General features: G+C 43.0%; 24 protein-coding genes. 18 read left to right on the top strand and 6 right to left on the bottom strand.

Translation table 11 applies throughout. The annotated features are described in order from the left end of the window. Window position 1: 1 nt before the first annotated feature. The 4 genes from BB427_RS10780 (at window position 2) to BB427_RS10765 (ending at window position 3,736) form a co-directional block, all read left to right on the top strand. Window positions 2-787 (top strand): ABC transporter ATP-binding protein, encoded by a 786-nt coding sequence (locus tag BB427_RS10780; RefSeq protein WP_010604694.1) that lies wholly within the window; start codon window positions 2-4, stop codon window positions 785-787. Next, on the top strand, window positions 780-1,988 hold the full coding sequence (locus BB427_RS10775) for an ABC transporter permease (protein ID WP_069020689.1): 1,209 nt from the start codon (window positions 780-782) through the stop codon (window positions 1,986-1,988). The genes BB427_RS10780 and BB427_RS10775 overlap by 8 nt, the downstream gene beginning before the upstream one ends. Before the next feature lie 155 nt (window positions 1,989-2,143). After that, window positions 2,144-3,292: a hypothetical protein gene (locus BB427_RS10770; RefSeq protein ID WP_069020688.1), complete on the top strand. Its 1,149-nt coding sequence runs from the start codon at window positions 2,144-2,146 to the stop codon at window positions 3,290-3,292. A gap of 150 nt (window positions 3,293-3,442) precedes the next feature. Then, window positions 3,443-3,736 carry a hypothetical protein gene (locus tag BB427_RS10765; RefSeq protein ID WP_069020687.1) on the top strand — a complete coding sequence of 98 codons (294 nt, stop codon included), beginning with the start codon at window positions 3,443-3,445 and terminating at the stop codon, window positions 3,734-3,736. Between the two features lie 22 nt (window positions 3,737-3,758). Here BB427_RS10765 and BB427_RS10760 read toward each other — a convergent pair whose 3' ends face one another. From BB427_RS10760 to tsaA, 3 genes are all read right to left on the bottom strand, one after another. Further along, entirely contained in the window at window positions 3,759-4,559 is an 801-nt protein-coding gene (locus BB427_RS10760; protein WP_010604698.1) for a UDP-2,3-diacylglucosamine diphosphatase, read from the bottom strand. Between the two features lie 130 nt (window positions 4,560-4,689). Beyond that, window positions 4,690-6,417: a proline--tRNA ligase gene (locus tag BB427_RS10755; protein ID WP_069020686.1), complete on the bottom strand. Its 1,728-nt coding sequence runs from the start codon at window positions 6,415-6,417 to the stop codon at window positions 4,690-4,692. Between the two features lie 131 nt (window positions 6,418-6,548). Continuing rightward, the gene (tsaA, locus tag BB427_RS10750; protein WP_069020685.1) at window positions 6,549-7,256 is read right to left on the bottom strand and encodes a tRNA (N6-threonylcarbamoyladenosine(37)-N6)-methyltransferase TrmO; all 708 of its coding nucleotides are present in this window, start codon (window positions 7,254-7,256) and stop codon (window positions 6,549-6,551) included. 156 nt (window positions 7,257-7,412) lie between these two features. Between tsaA and BB427_RS10745 the strand changes: the two genes are divergently transcribed. From BB427_RS10745 to BB427_RS10735, 3 genes are all read left to right on the top strand, one after another. Then, window positions 7,413-7,595 carry a hypothetical protein gene (locus tag BB427_RS10745; RefSeq protein ID WP_045990062.1) on the top strand — a complete coding sequence of 61 codons (183 nt, stop codon included), beginning with the start codon at window positions 7,413-7,415 and terminating at the stop codon, window positions 7,593-7,595. Continuing rightward, window positions 7,595-7,882 carry a hypothetical protein gene (locus BB427_RS10740; protein WP_039495966.1) on the top strand — a complete coding sequence of 96 codons (288 nt, stop codon included), beginning with the start codon at window positions 7,595-7,597 and terminating at the stop codon, window positions 7,880-7,882. The genes BB427_RS10745 and BB427_RS10740 overlap by 1 nt, the downstream gene beginning before the upstream one ends. 251 nt (window positions 7,883-8,133) lie before the next feature. After that, entirely contained in the window at window positions 8,134-9,183 is a 1,050-nt protein-coding gene (locus tag BB427_RS10735; protein WP_069020684.1) for an energy transducer TonB, read from the top strand. A 41-nt stretch (window positions 9,184-9,224) separates the two neighbouring features. On the opposite strand, the gene BB427_RS10730 is transcribed toward BB427_RS10735, so the two are convergent. Together BB427_RS10730 and BB427_RS10725 are read right to left on the bottom strand one after the other, a co-directional pair. Next, window positions 9,225-9,704 (bottom strand): acyl-CoA thioesterase, encoded by a 480-nt coding sequence (locus BB427_RS10730; protein ID WP_010372647.1) that lies wholly within the window; start codon window positions 9,702-9,704, stop codon window positions 9,225-9,227. An 83-nt stretch (window positions 9,705-9,787) separates the two neighbouring features. Next, on the bottom strand, window positions 9,788-11,437 hold the full coding sequence (locus tag BB427_RS10725) for an electron transfer flavoprotein-ubiquinone oxidoreductase (RefSeq protein ID WP_069020683.1): 1,650 nt from the start codon (window positions 11,435-11,437) through the stop codon (window positions 9,788-9,790). A 176-nt stretch (window positions 11,438-11,613) separates the two neighbouring features. Between BB427_RS10725 and BB427_RS10720 the strand changes: the two genes are divergently transcribed. From BB427_RS10720 to BB427_RS10705, 4 genes are all read left to right on the top strand, one after another. Next, complete coding sequence (locus tag BB427_RS10720) at window positions 11,614-12,366, top strand: electron transfer flavoprotein subunit beta/FixA family protein (RefSeq protein WP_017217459.1); 753 nt, start codon at window positions 11,614-11,616, stop codon at window positions 12,364-12,366. Further along, complete coding sequence (locus BB427_RS10715) at window positions 12,363-13,289, top strand: electron transfer flavoprotein subunit alpha/FixB family protein (RefSeq protein WP_045990058.1); 927 nt, start codon at window positions 12,363-12,365, stop codon at window positions 13,287-13,289. The genes BB427_RS10720 and BB427_RS10715 overlap by 4 nt, the downstream gene beginning before the upstream one ends. Window positions 13,290-13,389: 100 nt before the next feature. After that, window positions 13,390-13,797: a fosfomycin resistance glutathione transferase gene (gene fos / locus BB427_RS10710; RefSeq protein WP_069020697.1), complete on the top strand. Its 408-nt coding sequence runs from the start codon at window positions 13,390-13,392 to the stop codon at window positions 13,795-13,797. Between the two features lie 92 nt (window positions 13,798-13,889). Continuing rightward, complete coding sequence (locus tag BB427_RS10705) at window positions 13,890-14,744, top strand: pirin family protein (RefSeq protein ID WP_069020682.1); 855 nt, start codon at window positions 13,890-13,892, stop codon at window positions 14,742-14,744. A 44-nt stretch (window positions 14,745-14,788) separates the two neighbouring features. On the opposite strand, the gene BB427_RS10700 is transcribed toward BB427_RS10705, so the two are convergent. Continuing rightward, on the bottom strand, window positions 14,789-15,859 hold the full coding sequence (locus BB427_RS10700; protein WP_069020681.1) for a DUF3083 family protein: 1,071 nt from the start codon (window positions 15,857-15,859) through the stop codon (window positions 14,789-14,791). A gap of 248 nt (window positions 15,860-16,107) precedes the next feature. On the opposite strand from BB427_RS10700, the gene glnS reads away from it, so the two are divergent. From glnS to BB427_RS10665, 7 genes are all read left to right on the top strand, one after another. After that, the gene (gene glnS / locus BB427_RS10695; protein WP_039495953.1) at window positions 16,108-17,772 is read left to right on the top strand and encodes a glutamine--tRNA ligase; all 1,665 of its coding nucleotides are present in this window, start codon (window positions 16,108-16,110) and stop codon (window positions 17,770-17,772) included. A gap of 56 nt (window positions 17,773-17,828) precedes the next feature. Then, entirely contained in the window at window positions 17,829-19,655 is a 1,827-nt protein-coding gene (locus tag BB427_RS10690) for a protein kinase domain-containing protein (protein ID WP_069020680.1), read from the top strand. Between the two features lie 76 nt (window positions 19,656-19,731). Then, window positions 19,732-20,205, top strand: coding sequence for a DUF1203 domain-containing protein (locus BB427_RS10685; protein WP_069020679.1), 474 nt, complete (start codon window positions 19,732-19,734; stop codon window positions 20,203-20,205). 144 nt (window positions 20,206-20,349) lie between these two features. After that, the gene (locus tag BB427_RS10680) at window positions 20,350-21,624 is read left to right on the top strand and encodes an RNA polymerase sigma factor (RefSeq protein WP_069020678.1); all 1,275 of its coding nucleotides are present in this window, start codon (window positions 20,350-20,352) and stop codon (window positions 21,622-21,624) included. 131 nt (window positions 21,625-21,755) lie between these two features. Then, window positions 21,756-22,601 carry a YciI family protein gene (locus BB427_RS10675; RefSeq protein WP_069020677.1) on the top strand — a complete coding sequence of 282 codons (846 nt, stop codon included), beginning with the start codon at window positions 21,756-21,758 and terminating at the stop codon, window positions 22,599-22,601. Window positions 22,602-22,785: 184 nt separating this feature from the next. Next, window positions 22,786-23,175, top strand: a complete 390-nt coding sequence (locus tag BB427_RS10670; protein WP_069020676.1) for a YciI family protein — start codon at window positions 22,786-22,788, stop codon at window positions 23,173-23,175. Window positions 23,176-23,189: 14 nt separating this feature from the next. After that, entirely contained in the window at window positions 23,190-23,543 is a 354-nt protein-coding gene (locus tag BB427_RS10665) for a DUF1428 domain-containing protein (RefSeq protein ID WP_069020675.1), read from the top strand. Window positions 23,544-23,564 lie beyond the last annotated feature (21 nt).

Here is a 23,564-nt window from a genome sequence, read left to right as displayed (position 1 = left end):
CATGATAGCTATCAATGGATTAAAAAAACGCTTCGCCCTGACTCGCGAACACAAAAAGAAAAAGAGTCAGACGGATCCTCGCGAGCGTGATGGTTTTTTTCACAGTGTAGAAGAGGTTAACCTGCACTGTGGGCAAGGTGAAGTACTTGGATTGCTCGGCCCCAATGGGGCGGGAAAAACCACCACTTTGCGTATGCTCTCAACTGCACTGACGCCGGATGCCGGTACTATCTTAGTGGATGGTCAGGATATTGTGAAAAAGCCTGTTGTTGCACGCAAAGCCATCGGTTTTTTATCAGGGTCAACAGGGTTATATGGACGTCTAACCGCCAAAGAAAATGTTGAATATTTTGCACGACTTCATGGTTTAAAAGGAAAAGCATTAAAAGCGAAATGCGATGAGCTGTTTCAGCGCTTAGAGATGGAGACCTTTCTAGATAAAAGGGCTGAACACCTATCGACCGGTATGAAACAAAAGACCAATATAGCAAGGGCGGTGGTACATAGCCCTAAAGTCGTGGTACTAGATGAGCCTACGACAGGCCTTGATATTATGACCACACAAACGGTTATCTCTTTTATTCGCGACCTCAAAGCGCGTGGTACACCCGTTATATTTTCTACCCATCACTTAGATGAAGTCGCGTTATTGTGCGATAGGGTGTCTGTTATCGATAAAGGGATCACCTGTTTTGATGGCAGTTTGGCTGAGTTTAAAGCAAAGGGGCAAAGTGAAGAGCTAAATCAGGCATTTTTGAATTTGTTAACGGGAGCACAGCATGTTTGAGGTATTTTTAAAAGAAATTAGAGAGCTGCTGCGCGACCGCAAAACACTGTTTTTTGTGATTGCACTACCGATGTTGGTATTTCCCGTGGTTATGGCTTTAGTCGGCTTTATGGCTTCACAAGCCGCCATGGAAGCGAAGCAAGAAGTCCATACGTATTACATCGTAAATGAAGCTTATGCTGAAAAGTTCTCTGAGCAGGTTTTTTATCATAAAAGTTTTAAGAAATATGCTGGTGAGCTCAAGCTTGATAGTGTCGAAGCGCTGAGTGATGCGGTACGAAGAGGCGTGATCGATGTTGGGGTTTTTATTCCATCCGATCCGGTTGAAAATCTAGAGTCTGGCGTAAAAAGTGAATGGAAAATCGTGTTTAACGATGCGCAATCTATCAACTTTATTTATGACCGTTTGTCTAAACTTGCTAAGAAGTTTTCTGATGAACTCAGAGCGGCGAAGTTAACCTCACTGGGGTTGTCGCAAGCGGAGCAAGTGGCAGTGCTCCAGCCTATATCGATTACTAAAGTGGATACTGCTGACAAACGCGAAAATTTAGGCGAGAAGTTAGGTGCGTTTATCCCTTACATGTTAATTCCGTTGGTATTGATGGGGGCAAGCTATCCAGCTATTGATTTAGGCGCTGGAGAGAAAGAGCGTGGCACCTTAGAGACGCTGTTATTAACACCAATCTCACGCACAGAGCTGGTGTTAGGTAAGTTTTTAACCGTATTGAGCAGTTCAATATTCTGTGCGCTTATCACGGTTTCCAGTATGGCGCTGTGGATAGGGATTGCCAGTAGCTTTGTCGAACTAGATGTTATTAAAAACGCCTTCTCGTCGGTTGCATTATTAGACTTTGTGTTGATTTTTGCGTTGTTGCTTCCTGTTGCTGTGATGCTTTCGTCGCTAACACTTGCCATCTCAATTTACGCCAGAACCTTTAAAGAAGCACAAAACTACATGGGGCCACTTAGCATGGGGATCTTCATTCCCATTGTGATGTCTTTAATGCCAAATATGGAGTTAACCGCAAAAACCGCATTGATCCCAATTACCAATGTCGCATTAGCGATTAAAGAAATCATCAAAGGCACAGTTGATTATGGCTACGTCGCATTAATTTTTGGCGCTTCTGCCGTTCTAGCGGCGGGGTTACTCGTGTGCTGCGTTAAATGGTTTAATAAAGAAACCGTTTTGTTTAGGTAAAGCTTCAGTTAGGTGTGAGTCATTGAGAATTATGGCGTTTTTCTGTACGATAAACGCCTTGTTCAGCGTTTAACTTTTTGTAATTTAGTCTTCTACCTGTTTAGGTAGCTTGTGCAAGTAGTAGGTTTCAATATTAGTCACTCAAGGAATGTAGGATGACATCAACCACGGTACTTAAGTCAGTCAGTGAATCAGTTACTAACGGCATTGCCATTTTATTCTTGTTATCGTCGGTGTTGCACTTAGTCGGGTCAAGTTTTTTGGAAGCTCCGATCTACTTAGTGATTTCATTGTTACTATTTTCATACCGTAATCGATTGATGTTTGACCCTGCACAAAAGCAGTTTGTTATCACTAAACAACTATCGTTATTGAATGTAAGTGTTTGGCGAATAGACGAGTGTGTGATACCGCTTGCTACTGTGACTGATGTATCTTCGGGTGGAAACAAGCAACTCAATTATATTGGTATAAGTTATCTATCAGAAAGTGAGGAGCCTGCGGTCTATTCATTTTCGTGTTTGCGGCAAGCTGATAAACTCACCGCGCTTTTGTCTGCATCAGGTCTTGACCATAACGTTCAACCGACGGCAGATGCGGATGCAGATAGAAGATCAGCTACGCGCTCAACTCCAACTAGCCTTGCAAGATTATTTCCTTTATTTATGAATAGCAATCGCGATATTGAAGCACGATTCTCCGTGTTACGATGTGCACTCCCGACGCCTAAGCATAAGCTGCATATAGTTTGGATGGTGGTAGGGGCTTTTGGTCTAATGACCTGCTTTATTCTTTACTCGTCACAAAATTACTTTGCTGGTTTAGTATTTTTGGTGCTCACGTATTTGAGCTATTGGTTGACGTCTTTACTCATCAGTAATAAACACTATTTTGTTTACCAATCGCCCTGTAACCAAATTAAGGTTGAGGAAAATAGTTTGCTGCTACCTGCGTTACTGTTTACAGATAAACAAGCACGAGAGGTAAAAAAGGATGAAGTTAACGATATTAAGGTACACTGGAATACGTTTACAGTTAGCGACTTGGATAGGTTAACCGCGTCGACTCGTCGTAATCATATTGTTGATTTGATCTTTGATACTGAGTATGGCGCAACGATTTCACTCTCTGGTATGAGCGTAGAAGCTGAGCCACTCTTACTTGCGTTAACGCATTGGCAATATCCTTTGTCTATTGAGCGTACGGATAAAGCGGTGTTCCCAATGGTGAGGCACTTTCAATATGGTATTTTTGTGTTTATTTTGGGTATAATTGTTTGGGCAATGACCACATTTGTGATATAACGCACCTGACGAGAAGCGGAGATTGTTTTCATAAAACGTCTTTTTAAGTGATAAAGCTTGGGTAATTCCCCATTCTTGGGCAACAAGTATTGTTAACAAACGGCGATTGTGTATTTCGAATATAACTTCGCTAAAAATAAGTGAAAGCATATGAAGAAAAATCAGGATTGTCCTCAAGCGCTGTTTGAGGACATGTCGCGAAAGGAAGCGATACTAAAAGAGTTTAATTCGCTGAGGCCTAATAATAAGCGACGATTCTACCAGATCATCGGTATGCTAACGGCAGTCGTATTTTTAATTTATCGCTACCCAGAAATTATTGAACAACCCGTTTTATACATCTTTTTGATTTTAATGATGAGCTTAAGCGCAGAGGCATACGTGCAAAACAAGCGTGTCAATAAACGCATCGATTTACTGCATAAGCTATTAAAAGAAGAGTGACCGGAAGAACTGAAGCCGCTAACTAAGCGGCTTCAACATTATCGGTTTTAACATTGTCAATTTCAACTACGTTGAGTACGGACTGTACATCTGACCAATGCAGCAATTCGATACGACCTTCTTGGTTTTCAACCAATGCCGTGCAGTTTTCTATCCAATCACCATCGTTGCAGTACACAATACCATCTACGACACGGATCTCTGGTTGGTGGATATGCCCGCAGATAATACCGTCGACACCTTGTTTCTTCGCTTCATGAATTGCTGCATTCTCGAATGCGGCAATGGCCTCTCTGGCTTTATGCACGCGTTTTTTCAGCCAAGATGCAAGCGACCAATAATGACCGCCATATAAGCGCCGTACACGATTGGTCCAGCGATTTAAGAAGAGTAGAAAATCATAAGCGGCATCCCCAATGATACTGATCAATTTGTTGTATCTTGTTGCCGAGTCAAAATCATCACCGTGTAGTAATAAAAACCGCTTACCTGCGGAAGTGGTATGAATAAAGGTTTTATGCACTTCGACTTTAAAAAGCGTTTGTCCAACGTAGTTTCTGAAGGTTTCGTCGTGATTACCCGGTATGTAGATAACGCGTGTACCAGATCCCGCTTTTTTTTGTATGCATTCTAATACCTGATAGTGGGATGGATCCCAAAAAAACTGGCGTTTCATTGACCATAGATCAACGATATCACCAACCAGATAGAGTACATCACATTCAGTTTTGTTGAGAAAATCTAGCAAGAACTTCGCTTTACAGTCCTTGTAGCCCAAGTGTACGTCTGAGATCCAAATACTCGGATAGTATGTTGTTTTCATGGCTTGGCTCTTTAGCGTAATAATGACAATGCTAAGAGGCAAAGATGACAGTGGCGGGGCAGTTAGGAGAAGCTAATATGACAAAAGAGCATACACCTGTATGCTCTTTTATTATACAATTTACGTAGGCTTATTTGCTTTTAATTGCATTAACGATTGTTTCAACCGCAGATCCAATATCCAGCATTAGTTTTTCGCCAGTTTGACGATTTTTCAGCTCAACCTTATTTTCATCAAGGTTACGCTCGCCAATCACTAGGGTATAAGGAATACCGATAAGTTCCATATCGTTAAACATAACCCCCGGACGCTCTTTACGGTCGTCGAATAACACATCAATTCCCGCATTTTGTAGATCTGCATAGAACTTTTCTGCGATCTCTGGAATACGGTGAGACTTATGCATATTCATTGGCACGATTGCCAACTCAAATGGCGCAATAGCAACAGGCCATTTGATACCGTAATCATCGTTATTTTGCTCGATTGCTGCGGCAACGATACGAGAAACGCCAATACCATAACAACCCATGGTTAATGTTTGGTTTTTCCCTTCTTCGCCAAGTACACCAGCTTTCATCGCTTCAGAGTACTTAGTACCAAGTTGGAACACGTGACCTACTTCGATACCACGTTTGATAAGGATTTTACCTTTACCACAAGGGCTTGGATCGCCTTCAACCACGTTACGGATATCTTCAACAGTATAAGCGCTTACGTCTCTGTCCCAGTTGATCCCACTGTAGTGAACACTATCTTTGTTTGCACCAGCAACAAAATCAGCCATGATAGCTGCGCTGCGATCGACAATAACAGGCATTGAAAGACCAACAGGCCCCAAAGAGCCTGGTTTTGCACCAATAGTGTTAACAATGTCTTCTTCGCTCGCCATCTCTAGCGGTGAATCCACTAGTGCTAATTTCTCAGCTTTAAGCTCATTTAAATCATGATCGCCACGAACGATAAGTGCGACAAGGCCGCGTTTACCATCTTCGTCTGGGGCGCCATACACGATGAGTGTTTTCACACCACGGTGTGGTTTAACGCCATGTTTCGCTTTTAGTTCAGCGATGGTGAAAGCTTCTGGTGTGTCAAACGTGTTAAGTTCTTTACTTGGCGCTGGGCGAGCTTCAGTTGGTGCAAGCGCTTCTGCCTTTTCAATGTTTGCAGCGTAGTCACTTTCATCACTGAATGCGATTGCATCTTCACCAGACTCTGCAAGTACATGGAACTCATGCGATAGGTTACCGCCAATTGAACCACTGTCAGCAATAACAGGACGGTAGTCAACGCCTAAACGATCAAAAATGTTACAGTAAGCTTGGAACATCTTGTGATACGTTTTTTCAAGACACTCATCAGTCATGTGAAATGAATAGGCATCTTTCATGGTGAATTCACGCGCGCGCATCACACCAAAACGTGGACGAACTTCGTCACGTACTTTCGTACTGACTTGATAAAGTGTGATCGGCAGTTGCTTATAGCTGTTGATTTCGCGACGTACAAGATCAGTGATCACTTCTTCATGCGTTGGACCAAGTGCAAATGGACGGCCATGACGGTCATTAATACGAAGTAGTTCAGGACCAAACTGTTCCCAACGACCTGACTCTTCCCATAGCTCTGCAGGCTGGATCACTGGCATTAGCAGCTCTATCGCTCCCGCTTTGTCCATTTCTTCACGGACAATTCTCTCTACTTTGCGGAAAACTTTTAGGCCTGATGGTAGCCAAGTATAAAGACCTGAAGCCAATTTACGGATCATACCCGCTCTAAGCATTAGCTGGTGGCTTACCACCTCTGCATCAGACGGCGTCTCTTTTAGAGTCGCTAATATATATTCACTCGTACGCATTCTTATTCCAGTATAAGTTACTTATTGTTCTCTTATTGGCGGCTATTCTAGCAGTGCAGTAGCCGCTTAAAAAGCTTTAATACCTAAACATCTTCATAATTTATAAGTTTATTGGCAAGCCGCTGAATTTACTATTTTGCTAACGAAATTTCAGTGACATGGTTATGCTCACCATCCACTGTCCAGCGGATATTAAAATCATACAAACTCATACCATAGTCCTGCTGTGATGTGCGTTTCTTTTTATAAGCTGGACGAGGATCTTGCTTCAGTACATTGGTAATGAATTGCTGAAGTTCAGGATAGCTTTTTTGTTTTTCAATAAAAACAATAGCCTCGTCTGAGAAACTAACAGACATTTGCGTTTCTGGCCGAGTATCAGCAAAGCCTGCTGTGGCATCCACCAAGGCATCTGAATAGGGGAGATACGGCTTTATATCAATGATTGGTGTACCGTCCAATAAATCTACACCGGAGAGCAACAGATCCAGCTGACCATTTTTATATTCTACGCCCTCAAGCTTTACTGCACTCATGCCAATCCCGTTGGGTCGAAAAGTCGCTCTAGTCGCAAACACGCCTTTACGTTCATTGCCACCGAGTCTCGGAGGGCGTACAAGCGCAGAGTAGCCCTTATCAGCGGTTTCATGAAAACGAAACAACAACCAAATATGCGTGAACGCTTCAATACCACGAACAAATTCTTCGCGATTGAATTCACCAACAAATCTAAGCTTGGCTTTTGCCTCTGGGACAAGCCTTGGTTGTCTCGGGATAGCGAACTTCTGTTTATAAGGAGATTGGATAAAGCCGATGGGCTCGATAGTGATTTGTTCCACTATGGTCTCTGTTTTAATTAAGATGAGCGAAGTTTACTATTGATCCTGACTTTCACAAAATCCTGCTCGTAATTAGCCCTGTAATGTCATGTAATTCATTTATTCAGATTTTTCGCATAACCTTGTAAATAATGGAATATTGATGGAAGTCGCAACATGAATCGGTATACTTTTTCGCCCCAAAATAGCTTACGTTCGAGTTTACGCACAGATAACGAACAAATTATTGGTACTAGAGCATACGAGTACAAGCAATTGGTCGAAGACATAAAACCAATTCGAGGCTTACGAGAAAAATTACAAGCATTTAATCGCCTGAAACGAGATGAGTGTAAATAATGGAGTTTCATAGAAAGGTTGACCAAAGCTGTCAAGAAGCACTCTGCAAATCTTCTCCTCTAAAGCCTATTTTGATCCGCGCGATATCGGAGCGCAGAGCATCGTTGCAAGCAATAATTAATGATTTAACCGAAGGGGCGGTAAGTCCAACTAAAATGGATGTACTGCTCAGTCAAGAAGCGGAAAAAGTAAGCTTACAATTATTAAAAGAAGGCAACTTAAGCAAACGCGACGCGCTCGCTGCAAGTGAAAAAGCCATATTTACATTAGCAAGAAATTTGCTTTAGCGCGGCTTAACTAGCCAGCCAATATTCCCGAATGATTTTGTATCTTTAGTTCCAGTTTCCAAAGACTCTACAGCCATTACATTATCTAGCTTCCATTAAAGTGCAGGACCAGCAAGGCACGCGTTTTTCAAAGGACATACGGCTCTTATCAGAGTCAAAATCCTAAAAATATGGTCCCCATTTCAGGAGTGTTGTTGGTAATATAAAGTCTGTGCTATATTTTAGCTGCTATCAATAACGGACAATTTGATATGGAAAATTTTATTAAATCTACTTTAATGACCTCAGTTCTATTCGCTTCACTCACAACAGACGCATTTGCGCAAAGCGAGCCAAACTTACATTTATCTACAATCGTAAATGCATCGGCTGTTGAAAGAGTTGCTCCTCAGTATCCACGTAATGTTGCGTTAGTCGGCGGTGAAGGCTGGGTTACGCTGAGCTATATCATCAATGAGGATGGTTCGGTGGCGTCTCCGATAGTGGAGGATTCATCTGGACAGAAAGGCTTCGAACGCGCTGCACTGCGAGCAATCAAACGTTGGCAATATTCTCCAGCAACAAAAGATGGTAAGCCGATTAAGCAGTGCAAAAATAGTGTGATGTTTTCATTCAATATGTCAGATGCGGAAGAAGGGGCATCTCGAGGTTTTGTGAGAAGTTATCGCAACATCAATAACCTCCTTGACGAAAGTAAACTAGAAGAAGCTAAAGAACATATTGATAAACTGGCAAAAAAAGGTCGTTGGAATCGATATGAAGAAGCCTATTTTAACTTAGTAAAAGCGCGATACTTTCAACTAACAGCTGAACCTAGACAAGAACTTGAGGCGCATAGAGGGATCATCTGGCACGGCAAGGATATCGTTAAATCTGAACTCTACGCCAACGCCCTTATCAATGCAATTAAGCTCCAAACCCAGCTGCAGGAATATAAAGGAGCGCTGAAAAACCATAAAAAACTAATGGAATTAGATGGACAAGACACTTATAAGTCAGCAGTGCAACCTGTCATAGATGAAATCGTTGCTTTGATAGCGGATAAGAACAAGATGCTTGTTATTGCCGCTGAAATCAAAAATGATGATGTCTGGACACACACATTAGCCAGACCCAATTTCGCTATCGCTGAGGTTTCAGGCGCACTTCATACCCTTGAAGTACGATGTGATAACCAGTTTTCACAATTTAAATTTGCCGAAAATATGCAGTGGAATATACCGAAAAGTTGGGGTGAGTGTAATGTCGTGGTTTTTGGTGAGCCGAATAGCTCCTTTAAACTGATAGAAGTTCAATCGTAGCTGAACTTCTACACTTCAATTTTTGTTATCAAACCTTCATGTTATTTACTATCGGACAAGGTTTCTTCTAATAGCGATTCGGTCTGGATCGCTATTTCCTTCATTTTCACCGCATAGGCTTCCAATTTTTTCTCCTCTTCGGTTTTCGCTTTAAACTGAGGAATTTGAATTGGATACCCAGCTTGGTCCATGGCGATAAAGCTGATAATACAGTGATTGGTTTCGACAAGTCGCTGCGTTTTTGGATCGCCACAGCGCACCTGAATAAAAATCTGCATACTGGTGTTCCCGGTGTGGGCAATGCGCGCGGAAACTTCAACAATCTGACCCACAAGAATAGGACGGTGGAAACGCATGCCCGCTACTGAAACGGTAACGCAGTAGCTACCGCTCCAACCCGCGGCGCAAGCATACCCAGCTTGATCAATCCATTTCATGACCATACCACCGTGTACTTTACCGCCAAAGTTGACGTCGGTGGGCTCTGCTAAAAATCGAAAGGTGACGGATTGTTGTGGCATAGACTCAACTCTATTTTAAAAATATACGCTAAGTATAGGAAAGAAAGGGGCATTTCGCCCCCGCAATTTAGGATTTATTGGTATTACATGTTTGGATAGTTCGGACCACCGGCACCCTCTGGTGTGACCCAGGTAATATTTTGGCTCGGATCTTTAATATCGCAGGTTTTGCAATGAATACAGTTTTGCGAATTGATGACAAACTGCTTCGCACCTTGCTCGTTTTCGTTTACTTCATACACGCCTGCTGGGCAGTAGCGCTGTGCAGGCTCATCAAACTTAGCTAAATTCACTTTGATTGGGATATCAGAATCTTTTAACTGTAAATGACATGGTTGCACTTCTTCATGATTGGTATTCGATAAAAATACGGAAGAAAGTTTGTCAAAACTTAATTTACCATCCGGCTTTGGGTAACTTATAGTTTGCGATTCAGATGCAAGCTTAAGCTGTGCGTGATCCTGATGTTCGTCCTTAATAGTAAATGGTAGCGAACCTGAGAAAATGTTTTGGTCGATCATATTGTAGGCGCCACCCATAATACGACCTAACTTATGCATTGCTGGACCAAAGTTACGAGATTGATAAAGCTCATCATAAAGCCAACTTGCCTTAAATTTGTCGGCAAAGCTTACCAAGTCTGACGGAGCGCTCTCTTGGCCGAGTGCCTCAATGATGGCATCGGCTGCAAGCATACCGGACTTCATTGCTGTATGGTTGCCTTTAATTTTGGCAAAGTTGAGGGTACCTGCGTCACAGCCAATCAGTAAACCACCTGGGAAATGCATTTTAGGTAGGCTGTGAAAGCCACCTTTGGCGATTGCGCGAGCACCATAGGCAATGCGCTCACCACCTTCAAGTACACTTGCAAAGGTGTCGTGATGCTTCATACGCTGAAATTCATCAAATGGGCTTAGGTGTGGATTAGTGTAATTTAAGTCGATGATTAACCCGACCACGACTTGATTGTTTTCAGCATGATACATAAATGAACCGCCATGGGTATCATTGTCGAGTGGCCAACCTGTGCCGTGTACAACAAGACCTTCTTTATGCTTGCTCGGGTCTACTTGCCAAATTTCCTTAAAGCCGATGCCATAGTGTTGAGGGGAAGCGTCTTTATCCAGTTTAAATTCAGCTATAAGTTGTTTGCCTAAGTGGCCACGGCAACCTTCAGCAAATACGGTATATTTCGCTCTAAGCTCCATTCCAGGCATATAGCTGTCTTTAGGCTGGCCATCTCTATCTAGGCCCATATCACCGGTAATAATACCTTTAACTTGTTGCTCTTCAACAATTAGAGAGTGGGCGCTAAAGCCTGGGAAAATTTCAACGCCAAGTTGCTCTGCTTGCTCAGCGAGCCAACGGCAAACATTCCCCATGGAAACAATATAGTTGCCGTCATTTTTAAATGTTTTTGGTACCACTAAATGAGGCAGTTTGGTGGCATTGGTTTCATTTTTGAATAAATAAATGTCGTCACCCGTCACTTTCGTTGTTACGGGAGCGCCCTTTGCAGCCCAATCAGGGATAAGTTCGTCTAGTGCTTTGGTTTCAAATACTGCACCCGACAAGATATGTGCACCTACTTCTGAGCCTTTTTCGACTACACAGATCATTAATTCTTGTTGTTTTTCTTGAGCCTGTTGAGCGAGTCGGATAGCGCAAGACAGGCCCGCAGGACCTGCACCAACTATCACAACATCAAACTCCATGGTTTCACGTTCGACCATTATTAACCTCACACTATTTGACGGTAGATTAACTAAAGAGAGGCTTTAGTTTGATTTTCGTTAAACTAAGGTTATTTTAGGTTGACGTTTACGTCAACAGGAAGTAGTCTGAAACCAATAAAATAATTTGTTGACGTAGACGTCAGCTTAGAGAATAACCAGATGATGGAGTAACCATGAAAGTACTTGTGCCAATCAAACGCGTGATTGATTACAACGTAAAGGCAAGAGTCAAATCTGACAACAGTGATGTTGATTTGAGCAATGTTAAAATGGCGATCAACCCATTTTGTGAAATCGCAGTAGAAGAGGCGGTTCGTTTAAAAGAAGCTGGCACCGCAACGGAAGTTATTGCCGTATCAATTGGCGATAAAGCTTGTCAAGAGCAGCTAAGAACGGCGCTTGCACTGGGTGCAGATAAAGCGATTCACATTGAAACAGACGCAAAGCTTGAATCTCTGCACATTGCAAAACTACTGGCTAAGGTAGTGGAACAAGAAAGTCCGGAACTGGTCATTCTAGGTAAACAGTCTATCGATTCTGATAATAACCAAACAGGACAAATGCTAGCGGCGTTAACTAAACGTGCTCAGGGCACTTTTGCCTCTAAAGTTGTAGTTGAAGGCGATAAAGTGCAAGTGACGCGTGAAGTTGATGGCGGTTTGCAAACGGTATCGCTATCACTTCCAGCTGTCGTGACAACAGACTTGCGTTTAAATGAACCTCGTTATGCTTCATTGCCAAATATTATGAAAGCTAAGCGTAAACCACTAGACGTAATCGCTGCGGATTCGTTAGGCGTTGATTTAGCTCCTCGTATTGAATTGGTGAAAGTTGAAGAGCCAGCTAAGCGCTCTGGTGGCGTGATGGTTGAGAGCGTTGAAGAGTTAGTAAACAAGTTAAAAACAGAAGCAAAGGTGATCTCATGAGCGTATTAGTTATTGCTGAGCATGAAAATGGTGTATTGAAACCTGAAACCGCTAAGGTGGTTGCTGCTGCAACAAAAATCGCAAGCGACATTACCGTATTAGTTGCAGGTCACAATATTGCTGAGGCTGCCAATCACTCTGCACAGATCGCTGGCGTACAAAAGGTGGTTGCTGTTGACGATGCTTCATTCGAACATCAATTGGCAGAAAACACATCTGAGCTAGTTGTTGAATTAGCAAGTGACTTTTCACACATTTTGTTTTCAGCGTCTACCACAGGTAAAAATATCGCGCCACGTGTCGCGGCGTTACTCGACAAATCACAGATCTCAGAAATTATCGATGTGATTGATGCAGACACCTTTAAGCGTCCAATTTATGCGGGTAATGCAATTGCGACTGTAAAATCATTAGACTCACAAAAAGTTATCACTGTGCGTGGATCAGCATTTGATGCCGTAGAGACTCAAGCAGCATGTGACATTGAGGATCGCTCGCAAAGTATTGCCTCTCAAGTGAGTGAGTTTGTGAGCATTGAACAAACTGAATCTGAGCGCCCTGAATTAACTGCCGCACCGGTTGTTATTTCAGGTGGCCGTGGTATGCAAAACGGTGAAAACTTTGCCTTGCTAAATGGTATTGCTGACAAACTAGGGGCCGCAATTGGTGCATCGCGTGCTGCAGTTGACGCGGGCTTTGTGCCTAACGATATGCAGGTGGGCCAAACCGGTAAGATTGTGGCGCCTAACTTATATATTGCAGTTGGGATCAGCGGCGCTATTCAACATCTTGCAGGTATGAAAGATTCTAAGGTCATTGTCGCTATCAACAAAGACCCAGAAGCGCCTATTTTCCAAGTGGCTGATTATGGCCTTGTTGCGGACCTATTTGATGCGTTACCAGAGCTTGAACAGGCACTGTAACGCTTCTTTTTGTAGCTAGCCTACATCAAGAAAAATAATTCTGGTTGTTAAAGCCGTTGTACCTATGGTCGCGGCTTTTTTCATGTCTAGCGGAGGGAATGTGCTAACCGGCTTAAATCACATCACAATCACAGTGTCTAACCTAAAAACATCACTGGATTTTTACTGCGACTTGCTGGGATGCGAGCTTTGGGTAACTTGGGACAAAGGGGCATATTTAACGCTTGGTAACGTATGGCTTTGCTTATCTTTAGGTGAGGTATCTCCAAGCTCAGATTACAGTCATATCGCGTTCAATATTGCTGCCGAAGACTTTACAACTTTTTCTAAAATATTATTGGATAACGGAGTTGGCGTATGGCAGCAAAACAGCAGTGAAGGAGACTCTCTCTATATTTATGACCCCGATCATCACAAACTCGAGATCCATAGTGGTAGTTTGCAAAGTCGGTTAAAAAGTTTGCAGCAGCAACCTTATTCAGGCCTCACTTGGTACAAAGCGGTGTGATTCTATTTTCTAGAATGCTTGTATCTTTAATTGCGTATTTTACTTCTGGTTACTGAGCTCCATAATAAAACAAAACATGATGGAGCAAAGTAATGGCAATTCAACTAAATGGCAAAGCACATGACATCGGTGGTCTTTCAGTAAACCGCGTACTTCCGCAGCGTGCGAAACGTATGGTAGGTCCTTTTATCTTTTTTGATCAAATGGGCCCAGGTAACTTCAGTGCTGGTGATGGTATTGATGTAAGGCCGCATCCACATATTGGGCTTGCAACTCTCACTTATTTGTTTGAAGGTAACTTGCTCCATCGTGACTCTCTTGGTAATCAACTTGAGATCCATCCAGGGGATGTAAATTGGATGGTAGCAGGGAGCGGCATTGTACACTCGGAGAGAGAATCGTTTGAAACCAAAGCGCAATCACATACTATTCATGGTTTGCAATGCTGGGTGGCGTTACCGGAAGAAAATGCTGAAGTTGAACCCAGTTTCTCACATATAAACCGTTTTGACTTGCCTACTAGGCAACTAGAAGGGGTGATGGCTAGGGTCATTATCGGCAGTGCATATGGCTTGCATTCTCCTGTCCCAACATTTTCACCTATGTTTTATGTTGATGTGATGGCAAAAGCTGGCGGACATATTGAAAGGCCTGATCAGACACAAGAAGTTGGCGTATATGTGATTTACGGCGAAGTGGTGGTGTCGAATAAATCATATAGTGCAGGAGCATTTGTATTACTTGAAGACGACGACGCGCAATTACATTTCAATGAGAATAGCAGAGTGGTATTGCTCGGTGGAGAGGCGTTTAAAAAAGTCCCTTATATTGATTGGAACTTTGTTTCTTTTAGTAAATCCCGTATTGAACAAGCGAAGCAAGATTGGCGTGAGGGCAGGTTCGATATGATCCCCGGTGATAAATTGGAGCATATTCCTTTGCCTTAGGGTGACAAAAGTACACCCTAATAGAAAATGCTCCCTTTTATCTATTAATAGTCGTAACTAATATGCTGGAAGAAGCGTACGTTGACATCTTGCTTTTCAACATTAACAGGAAGTTGCGCAACAAAGCGTTTAATAGCCGTTTCTACGTGATTCATAAAACGACCATAGCCCATGTCTTTTTTGTCTTTGTCATTGGCAACGATCACAAAGCGAATGGTGTCCACTAGGTTTGCTTCGTTAAATAGCGAGTAAATTTGATTGTCACCGGAGCCGGTATCAAAACTCAGCTTTTGTAGCTCTCGGTTAGTATCGGACTTATCGAGTTTGGCGCTTCTGATGATAGGCAGACGGCCATCGGCTACCATTGCTACCATATTGAGCTGTTTATCGGCACAAGAAGACAGAAATGCGTCTTCTAGTGTGCGATAGAATTGTCCGTAATCACTAGGGCGCATTTGGCTTTGGAACTCTGTTTTTATTGCACGTGACACTGGAATGTTAAAGGTCGCGTAGGTCATTTCACTATATTCTTCTGGTAACGTGCAGTTTCTGGCTTGATAACGTGGGTAAAGTGCACGCAACTTATAACCATACGACTCTTTGTCACCTTTCGCTTTGGCAAATAGGTCATAGGTTAAATGTTGGTGGTCTCGGACTCTAAACTGAGGCTCTAGCGGAGAAAACCCTTCTTTAAGTGCATCAAGCACCTTTTTTACTTTGCTGTGAAAGGTCGCTGCATTGGCGCGTAATTCATTTCCCGTGGCTAAAAATAATAAGCGGATTTTACGCGCTTGGTATCCGTCATTGAGATAAGTTTGGTGCGCTTCGTGGAACTTAGGATTATAGAAAAACAAAATCTGCTTTTCTGTTTGCATAGTATAGGCTTCGTCATGGTAACGCACCACCGGCAATTTATCGTTCGCAATTACATGTACATTATGCAGCTCATATTCGTCACACAGTGCGAATAGCTGGCGAGACAAACGCTCGTAACACGCGCTGCTGGAGTCAAAACATGCATAAAATGCATCATCCGGTTTAAACTCAGCAAGAATATAGTGATTGTTCCTAGCCTTAGTAGATATATAAACACGATTCAAATTCATTGAAGCCATTACTTTTGTCCTTTCCTCGGTAACGTGACTTAAGCAGTGTTTGTGGTATAAACACTGAGATGGCGCAACTATAGGATGAAGTTGTGACGGAAATATTGCGCTAGAACAAAATTTGTCACAAAAATCTGATGAATATTTAACCGAATGAATAAATCCTGATACAGCGCAGATAATTGCTGTAAGTTCGGCTGAGTTTTTGTAATAATGCCGAGGTTAACTAAGAGCATAATTCAGAGGAAAGATTTCCTATGGCGGAAACTGAAAATCGCCCATCAAACTTTATTCGCAACATTATTGATGCGGATCTTGCCAGTGGCAAACATGCGTCCACGCACACACGTTTTCCACCTGAGCCAAATGGCTTTTTACACATTGGCCATGCTAAATCAATTTGCTTAAATTTTGGTATTGCCCAAGATTATCAAGGTAAGTGCAACTTACGCTTTGACGATACCAACCCAGAAAAAGAAGACATCAATTACGTTAAGTCGATCCAACAAGACGTACAGTGGCTAGGGTTCGAATGGGATGGCGAAATTTGCTATTCATCAAATTACTTTGACAAGCTCTATAGCTACGCAGTTGAGCTAATCGAAAATGGCAAAGCGTACGTTTGCTTCTTGTCGCCTGAGCAGGCGCGTGAATATCGCGGCACGCTGACTGAGCCTGGCAAAAATAGCCCTTATCGTGACACTTCACCTGAAGAGAACTTAGCCTTATTCGAAAAAATGAGAAATGGCGAGTTTAAAGAAGGGGAATGTGTTCTTCGTGCTAAGATTGACATGGCAAGCTCATTTATGGTGCTTCGCGACCCTATCATCTATCGTGTACGTTTTGCACACCATCATCAAACCGGTGATAAGTGGTGCATCTATCCGATGTATGACTTTACGCACTGTATTTCCGATGCGCTTGAAGGGATCACGCATTCACTTTGTACATTAGAGTTCCAAGATAACCGCCGTTTGTACGACTGGGTGCTAGATAACATCAGCATCGAGTGTCATCCGCAGCAAATCGAGTTTTCTCGTTTAAACCTTGAATACACGGTGATGTCGAAGCGTAAGCTCAATGACTTGGTTGTTAATAACCATGTTGAAGGATGGGATGACCCGCGCATGCCGACAATTGCAGGGCTTCGTCGTCGTGGTTATACACCAGCTGCAATTCGCGAATTTTGTAAGCGCATTGGCGTAACCAAAATGGACAACATGGTTGAAATGGGCATGCTAGAAGCGTGTATCCGTGACGACTTAAACGAAAATGCACCACGCGCAATGGCGGTACTTGACCCTGTTAAGCTAGTCATTGAAAACTTTGATGCAGATAAAGTTGAAATGCTACAAGCACCTAATCACCCAACATTAGACATGGGCGAGCGTGAGCTACCGTTTACCCGCGAAGTCTACATCGAACAAGAAGATTTCCGCGTAGAAGCGAACAAAAAGTTCAAGCGTTTGGTGCTAGGTAAAGAAGTGCGTCTTCGTAATGCTTATGTGATTAAGGCTGAGCGTATTGAAGAAGACGAAAACGGTAATATTACGACAATCTATTGTAGTTACGACCCTGATACTTTGGGTAAAAACCCAGAAGATGGTCGCAAGGTGAAAGGCGTAATTCACTGGGTATCTGCTTCACATTGTATTGAAGCGCCAGTGCGTCAGTATGACCGCCTATTTACTGTGCCAAACCCAGCGGCTGCTGAAGATTTCACGGAAGTGTTAAACCCAGACTCTTTGGTAACCATTGCAAATGCCAAACTTGAGCCAGCGCTTGCAAACGCTAAACCTGAACAAGGTTATCAGTTTGAGCGTTTAGGTTACTTCTGTCGTGATAACAAGTCAGAAGCGCTAATGTTTAACCAAACTGTTGGTCTACGTGATTCGTGGGCTAAGATAGAACAGCAAGGTTAATACCCAATGAGGTCGGCTAATGCCGACCTTTTTTATTGCTTTTTCTGCGTACAATTATGTCTGAAAAATCCATCCAACACTTCTATATCAACGAACAGCAGTCCATCTACTTACTGTCTCATCATGATGCAAAAAAGCACCGTCAATGGCTGAATATCTGTAAAAAACAATTGAGCCAACTTGGCTATAAACATGTTGAGGTAATTGGCTCCGGTGCATTTGGCTTCGTATTTGCTGGTACAAGTGATATGGGGAAAGACTGGGTGTTTAAATTTTCTCGGATCACGCTTGCCCAAAGTGTGCGTGATAGGCTTGAAGATGAAGGCTATATGTTGTCGCAAATTGACAACCCGATGGTGCCAAACTTCTATGCCTTCGAGCGAGTAAAAAAGCAAGGCATTTTAATGATGGAGCGTGCCCCTGGTGAAGACTTAGAAAAGATTTCACTCAAAAAGGGCCGTTTTAAAGCGCATGAGTTGGTGAGCCTCGCGCTAAAACTCAGGAATGTGTTGGTTGATTTGCGTGAGCGTCGCAATGGCATGTCTCCTCAGCCTATCGTTCATGGAGATATTAAGCCATCCAATATCGTTTGGGATGAAGCTTCCGATGGTTTCTCTTTGGTTGATTGGGGAAGTTCAGTCTATGCTCAGGTGGACGTGCATGGTGAACCCATTGCCAGCAATATCATGGATTTGATGTCATCTGATGTAAGTACGACTAATGCTCGGATGGGAGATGTGTATTTTATTGGCGATGAGCAAATGTCGGGTGCACAATCTTCTCCTCGCTTCGATGAACAAGGCGTTGCATCGACGATTTATGCACTGGCTAGTGCACAATCATGTCGTTTTGGTGCTCAGGTCATTCCTGCTAGCGCTTTGGGGCTGCCAAAAGTATTTGCGCAGGTGCTCGATGGCATGCTTAGCAAAGACAAAGCAACGAGGGATAATGCAGGGGATTACTTTGTTCGTAATATGCCAGCAATGGCAAAAATGTATTTACCAGATTTAACACTGTCAGAGAAAAAATCCCGCATTCCTTTTTGGACTTACGAAACCACAGTTAAGCCTGAAACAGTCGTCTACAGCTCACGCAAGCAGTTTTTGCGTCGTGCTGACGATAAACACAATCTAAGAGACGTAAATGACGCGCAATTAGATAGATATTATAAAGAGTTTTTGTTTGATACCGGCGATACCGAGAAAGCCTTTTTGGCCTCAATCAGCAGACTGGCAAAATATCCGGTCGTTGGTGGTCTCAGTTTTCACTGGAAAGACGCGCAGGTATTTGTTGAGTCGAGTCTTATTTTACACGATGAAACATTGAGTCTTGCATTTAAAGACGCGTTGAACGCCACCGTAATGATTGCGCAGGGGATCAAACAAAAAGGCTTGTTTAAATGCTGTTTGTTCGACGCGCGACAAACTATTCAATTGACTCGTGATGGCACCGGTGCGTTCCAATTTGACCATCTGCCAGAACTCGAGTTTAGCGTTAGCGATATTTCGAGCAATGAAATTACACGCCCGCATTCATACTTTGAAGACGGCAAAGATCCAGACGAGCAACTGCAGCTGCCCAGACAGATAATTCAATGCGTGTTCGAGTTAAATCAGATCCATCATACAGGTTGCATCATTTTTGAATCGTTGCAAGATAGGATGAAAATTCATTATTACTACCGGCTACTTGATGCTAACAAAGAGGCGCAATTTAAGGCGCTACTGACTCGGATCATGCAATATGCGGTTAGTATTCAAGATTATGGCGTAGCAGGGTTTATGAAGCTGCCCTATAAAAATACACGTGAGTTTGCTTTATGCGACCGTCAGCCTGACTTTTTCTTTCCCAAAAACCCCAAAACATTTGTTGTTAACACTTAGGTGTTAGTACCACTTCTGGCCGGTCATTAACTGCTAGTTCTTTACACTAATTACAGTGAAAGCAGGAGTGGTAAATATGACAACACAATTTCAAATTAACGCGATTGACTACAAACAATTTAAGCATTTATTTTCTTTAAGTGATGAAGAACTAGCGGCATTACATGCCAAGAAACTCGTTGTTGACGCTAAACCCGGCTATCCTTGTCGCGTTTCCCTACAAGAAGCCGAGATTGGGGAGGTGGTGGTGTTGTTACATTATCAGCACCATACTACTTTATCGCCATATCGCTCTTCTGGGCCTATCTTTGTGAGGGAAAATGCAGTACTGGCAGAGCCTAAAGTAAATGAAGTGCCAGAAATCTTGCAAACCAGATCACTGTCCATCAGAGCCTACGACAGCTTGGGTGTAATGATTGAGGCGCAAATAGTAAAAGGAATGGAAATTAAAGACTGCCTCCATACCTTATTTGATGACCATAAAATCGAATATGTGCATATTCACAATGCAAACCCCGGTTGCTTTAATTGCATCGCGAGCAGAGTATAGGAAAAAGAAGGTGGATCTGCCCAGGCTAAAACCAATCTGCTGAGTCTTTCAGAGTTGATGGTGTCAAGTTGAGGCTCTTGCTGATTTATGAAATAGTGACTATACCAATTCAAATGGCGATACCCTAGCTGACGAAGGAAAGTGATGAGCAATCAACTCACTTGCGATAGCAATGCTATTCGTAAGTCTATAGAAGTGCTGTACAAGCAAGAAAGCCGGAAAATTTACGCCACACTGATCCGCCTTCTAGGTGACTTTGAGTTAGCGGAAGAAGCATTGCAAGACGCGTTTAATGTGGCGTTAAAACATTGGCCAACTCAAGGCATGCCAGAAAACCCAGTCCCTTGGTTAATTTCTACTGGTCGCTTTAAAGCCATTGATGCAATACGTAAACAGCAACGTCAAAGAGAAAAGCTAGAAGTTGCTGCTACTGACTTGGATAGGGTTTCTGACATCGCAGGCCAAGCTCAAGAGCAAAACGCCAATGCAATTGAAGATGACCAATTGCGGTTAATTTTTACTTGCTGCCATCCGGCTATTGATCCAAAAGTACAAGTTGCGCTTACTCTGCGGGAGGTCTGTGGACTAACAACAGAGGAAATTGCCAGTGCATTTTTGGTGTCTAACACAACAATGGCGCAACGAATTGTGCGCGGCAAAGCGAAGATCCGTGATGCCCGCATTCCGTTCGAGCTGCCAGACGACACTGATTTTAACAACCGACTTGATGCGGTGCTGACAGTTATCTATCTGGTCTTTAATGAAGGATATTCAGCAACACAAGGCGAACTTGCAATACGCAGTGAACTGACTTCGGAGGCTATCCGCTTAACTCGTTTACTTTATTCTCTAACGCCAGATCCAGAAGTGGCGGGGTTACTCGCCCTGATGCTCCTGAGTGATGCAAGAAAGGCGGCGCGCACCAATGCCTGCGGCGACATCATTTTACTGGAAGATCAAGACCGAAGTCTTTGGAGTAAAGATATGATTGCAGAAGGTACGCAGTTGGTCGCTGAAATAATGCGCGCCGGTGAATATGGCTTTTACACCATTCAAGCGGCTATCTCTGCGACTCATGCTGTTGCGACAACTGCCGCGGCGACAGATTGGTCACAGATTGTTGAATTATATGCTCAGCTACACCAAGTGAGTCCGTCTCCTGTTATTGAGCTCAACCAAGCGGTTGCAATCGCTATGAAAGATGGGCCGGATGCGGGTATTACCATTATAGAGCGGCTATTTGAGCACAAAGAAGTGCAAAGATATCACTTGGCTCATGCGGCTTATGGCGAACTATTATCTCGTGCTGGCAGAACGGCTAGTGCGATTAATGCATTTAAAACGGCTCTCAACTTAACAACGCAATTACCAGAGCAAAGAGTTCTCAAACAAAAGCTTCTCAAGCTCGGTGAAAATTAATTAAGAAAATTTTCCTTACTTTGTCGATCTCTAGAGAATGCATTCGACTAGATTGTATAGAGCACTTTATATATTAAAACCGCAGGTAACCTTTGGTTATCCAGCTCTATTTAACAACAGGAGAATTGACGATGAAAGTAATGGTGATTTTAAAAGCGAGTGAAGGGTCTGAAGCAGGGGAGTTACCAACCGCGGAATTAATGGCTGCGATGGGAGAATTCAATAATGCATTAGTTGATGCTGGAATAATGACTTCTGGTGATGGTTTAAAGCCGAGTAAAGAGGGAGTTCGCGTTCGCTTTAAAGGCGAAGAGCGCATTGTAACTAAAGGGCCTTTTGCAGAGACTAATGAGTTAATTGCGGGTTATTGGGTTTGGGAAGTAACATCAATGGAAGAGGCACTAGAATGGGTTAAGCGCTGCCCTAATCCTATGAATGAGGAATCTGATATTGAAGTTAGACCGTTTTATGAAATGGCTGACTTTGCAGATATCGATCCCAGCGGCGAAATCCTCGAAGACGAAGAACAATTAAGACAAAAGATTGCGATGCAAACTGCACATGTTTGCAATTATTTGTTTTTTGCAGGGCGTACCGAAGAGGCACTTGAATACTATCAACAGCACCTATATGCCAAAGTCGGTCTGCTTATGCGCTTTAACGAAAGTCCAGATCCTATTCCTGATGGTGCGATACCAGAAAACTTCTCAGATAAAGTAATGCATTGTGAGTTTAGTATTGGCGATATGAAGGTTTTTGCATCTGACGGCTGTGGTGATGATGCTTCGTTTGCAGGATTTAGCCTGTCTATAACCATTGATTCTGAACAAGAAGCTCACCGGGCATTCAATGCTCTAGCTGATGGTGGCACGGTCAGAATGCCATTACAAGAAACATTTTGGTCTCCCCTTTATGGTCAAGTCGTTGATAAATTCGGTGTTGCGTGGATGGTGATGTTACCTAGTAATACTAATTAACCTGAGCTGCGGATTCTCTGGCTAGACAAGGAAAAAACTAAGTTGTGCTTTAGCAACAATGAGTTGGAACATTCCTTATCCAAACCTCAGGTTAATTAACTTTGAGCACGGAATATCTAAGTGAAAGCGAGCAGCAAAAGACGCTTGCTATTCAGATACTAATTAATAAGGAGCTGGACACACTATGAAATATGTCGCTTTGGTTTATTACGATGAACAAGCAATGGAAAAGCTCTCACAAGATGAATGGGACGCACTTAACCGTGAATGCATCGCGTGCGGGGAATCATTAAAAGAGCGCGAGCAGATGATAGGGGGTAATGCGTTACTCTCAACTCAAAGTGCGACAACACTACGGATACGAGCGGGTAAAGTCGATATTACCGACGGTCCATTTGCAGAGACTAAGGAGCAGCTTGCGGGGTTTTATTTACTAGAAGTTAAAGACTTAAATGAGGCTATCCAAGCGGCTAGCAAAATTCCGCCTGCACGCTATGGCAGCATCGAAATTCGACCTGTTCGCGAGTTGCAAGACGAGAATAATGTCAGCTATGAAGCACAAAGACGAGGATAATAGAGGGGTCAAAGATGAGTTATATTGATGGTTTTGTATGCGCCGTACCTACCAATAAGCGCGAAGAATATCGTGCGCACGCCAGTAAAGCGGCAAAAGTGTTTAAAAAATTTGGGGCAGAACGCGTTGTCGAGGCATGGGGGGATGATGTTCCTGATGGAACGCTTACCTCTTTGCCACTGGCTGTAAAGTGTAAGCCTGATGAAACTGTGGTGTTTTCCTGGATCACTTGGCCTTCAAAAGAAGTCCGTGATGCTGGAATGGCAGAAGTATTTAAAGATCCTATTTGCGATCAAGAAGCTAATCCAATGCCGTTTGATGGTAAAAGGCTTATCTATGGTGGCTTTAAGACAATAGTAGAGTGTTAACCTTAGTTATTAAATTGGGCT

Source organism: Pseudoalteromonas sp. BMB, assembly GCF_001709235.1.
Taxonomy (GTDB): Bacteria; Pseudomonadota; Gammaproteobacteria; order Enterobacterales; family Alteromonadaceae; genus Pseudoalteromonas; species Pseudoalteromonas maricaloris.
Note: the sequence above shows the minus strand (reverse complement) of the source record. Positions and strands in the feature narration are given on the sequence as shown.

Bases quoted from the DNA above. Each gene is read 5' to 3' on its own strand.
- BB427_RS10780 (WP_010604694.1), top strand. From the start codon at position 2: ATGATAGCTATCAATGGATTAAAAAAACGCTTCGCCCTGACTCGCGAA.
- BB427_RS10775 (WP_069020689.1), top strand. From the start codon at position 780: ATGTTTGAGGTATTTTTAAAAGAAATTAGAGAGCTGCTGCGCGACCGC.
- BB427_RS10770 (WP_069020688.1), top strand. From the start codon at position 2,144: ATGACATCAACCACGGTACTTAAGTCAGTCAGTGAATCAGTTACTAAC.
- BB427_RS10765 (WP_069020687.1), top strand. From the start codon at position 3,443: ATGAAGAAAAATCAGGATTGTCCTCAAGCGCTGTTTGAGGACATGTCG.
- BB427_RS10760 (WP_010604698.1), bottom strand. From the start codon at position 4,559: ATGAAAACAACATACTATCCGAGTATTTGGATCTCAGACGTACACTTG.
- BB427_RS10755 (WP_069020686.1), bottom strand. From the start codon at position 6,417: ATGCGTACGAGTGAATATATATTAGCGACTCTAAAAGAGACGCCGTCT.
- BB427_RS10745 (WP_045990062.1), top strand. From the start codon at position 7,413: ATGAATCGGTATACTTTTTCGCCCCAAAATAGCTTACGTTCGAGTTTA.
- BB427_RS10740 (WP_039495966.1), top strand. From the start codon at position 7,595: ATGGAGTTTCATAGAAAGGTTGACCAAAGCTGTCAAGAAGCACTCTGC.
- BB427_RS10735 (WP_069020684.1), top strand. From the start codon at position 8,134: ATGGAAAATTTTATTAAATCTACTTTAATGACCTCAGTTCTATTCGCT.
- BB427_RS10730 (WP_010372647.1), bottom strand. From the start codon at position 9,704: ATGCCACAACAATCCGTCACCTTTCGATTTTTAGCAGAGCCCACCGAC.
- BB427_RS10725 (WP_069020683.1), bottom strand. From the start codon at position 11,437: ATGGTCGAACGTGAAACCATGGAGTTTGATGTTGTGATAGTTGGTGCA.
- BB427_RS10720 (WP_017217459.1), top strand. From the start codon at position 11,614: ATGAAAGTACTTGTGCCAATCAAACGCGTGATTGATTACAACGTAAAG.
- BB427_RS10715 (WP_045990058.1), top strand. From the start codon at position 12,363: ATGAGCGTATTAGTTATTGCTGAGCATGAAAATGGTGTATTGAAACCT.
- BB427_RS10705 (WP_069020682.1), top strand. From the start codon at position 13,890: ATGGCAATTCAACTAAATGGCAAAGCACATGACATCGGTGGTCTTTCA.
- BB427_RS10700 (WP_069020681.1), bottom strand. From the start codon at position 15,859: ATGGCTTCAATGAATTTGAATCGTGTTTATATATCTACTAAGGCTAGG.
- glnS (WP_039495953.1), top strand. From the start codon at position 16,108: ATGGCGGAAACTGAAAATCGCCCATCAAACTTTATTCGCAACATTATT.
- BB427_RS10690 (WP_069020680.1), top strand. From the start codon at position 17,829: ATGTCTGAAAAATCCATCCAACACTTCTATATCAACGAACAGCAGTCC.
- BB427_RS10685 (WP_069020679.1), top strand. From the start codon at position 19,732: ATGACAACACAATTTCAAATTAACGCGATTGACTACAAACAATTTAAG.
- BB427_RS10680 (WP_069020678.1), top strand. From the start codon at position 20,350: ATGAGCAATCAACTCACTTGCGATAGCAATGCTATTCGTAAGTCTATA.
- BB427_RS10675 (WP_069020677.1), top strand. From the start codon at position 21,756: ATGAAAGTAATGGTGATTTTAAAAGCGAGTGAAGGGTCTGAAGCAGGG.
- BB427_RS10670 (WP_069020676.1), top strand. From the start codon at position 22,786: ATGAAATATGTCGCTTTGGTTTATTACGATGAACAAGCAATGGAAAAG.
- BB427_RS10665 (WP_069020675.1), top strand. From the start codon at position 23,190: ATGAGTTATATTGATGGTTTTGTATGCGCCGTACCTACCAATAAGCGC.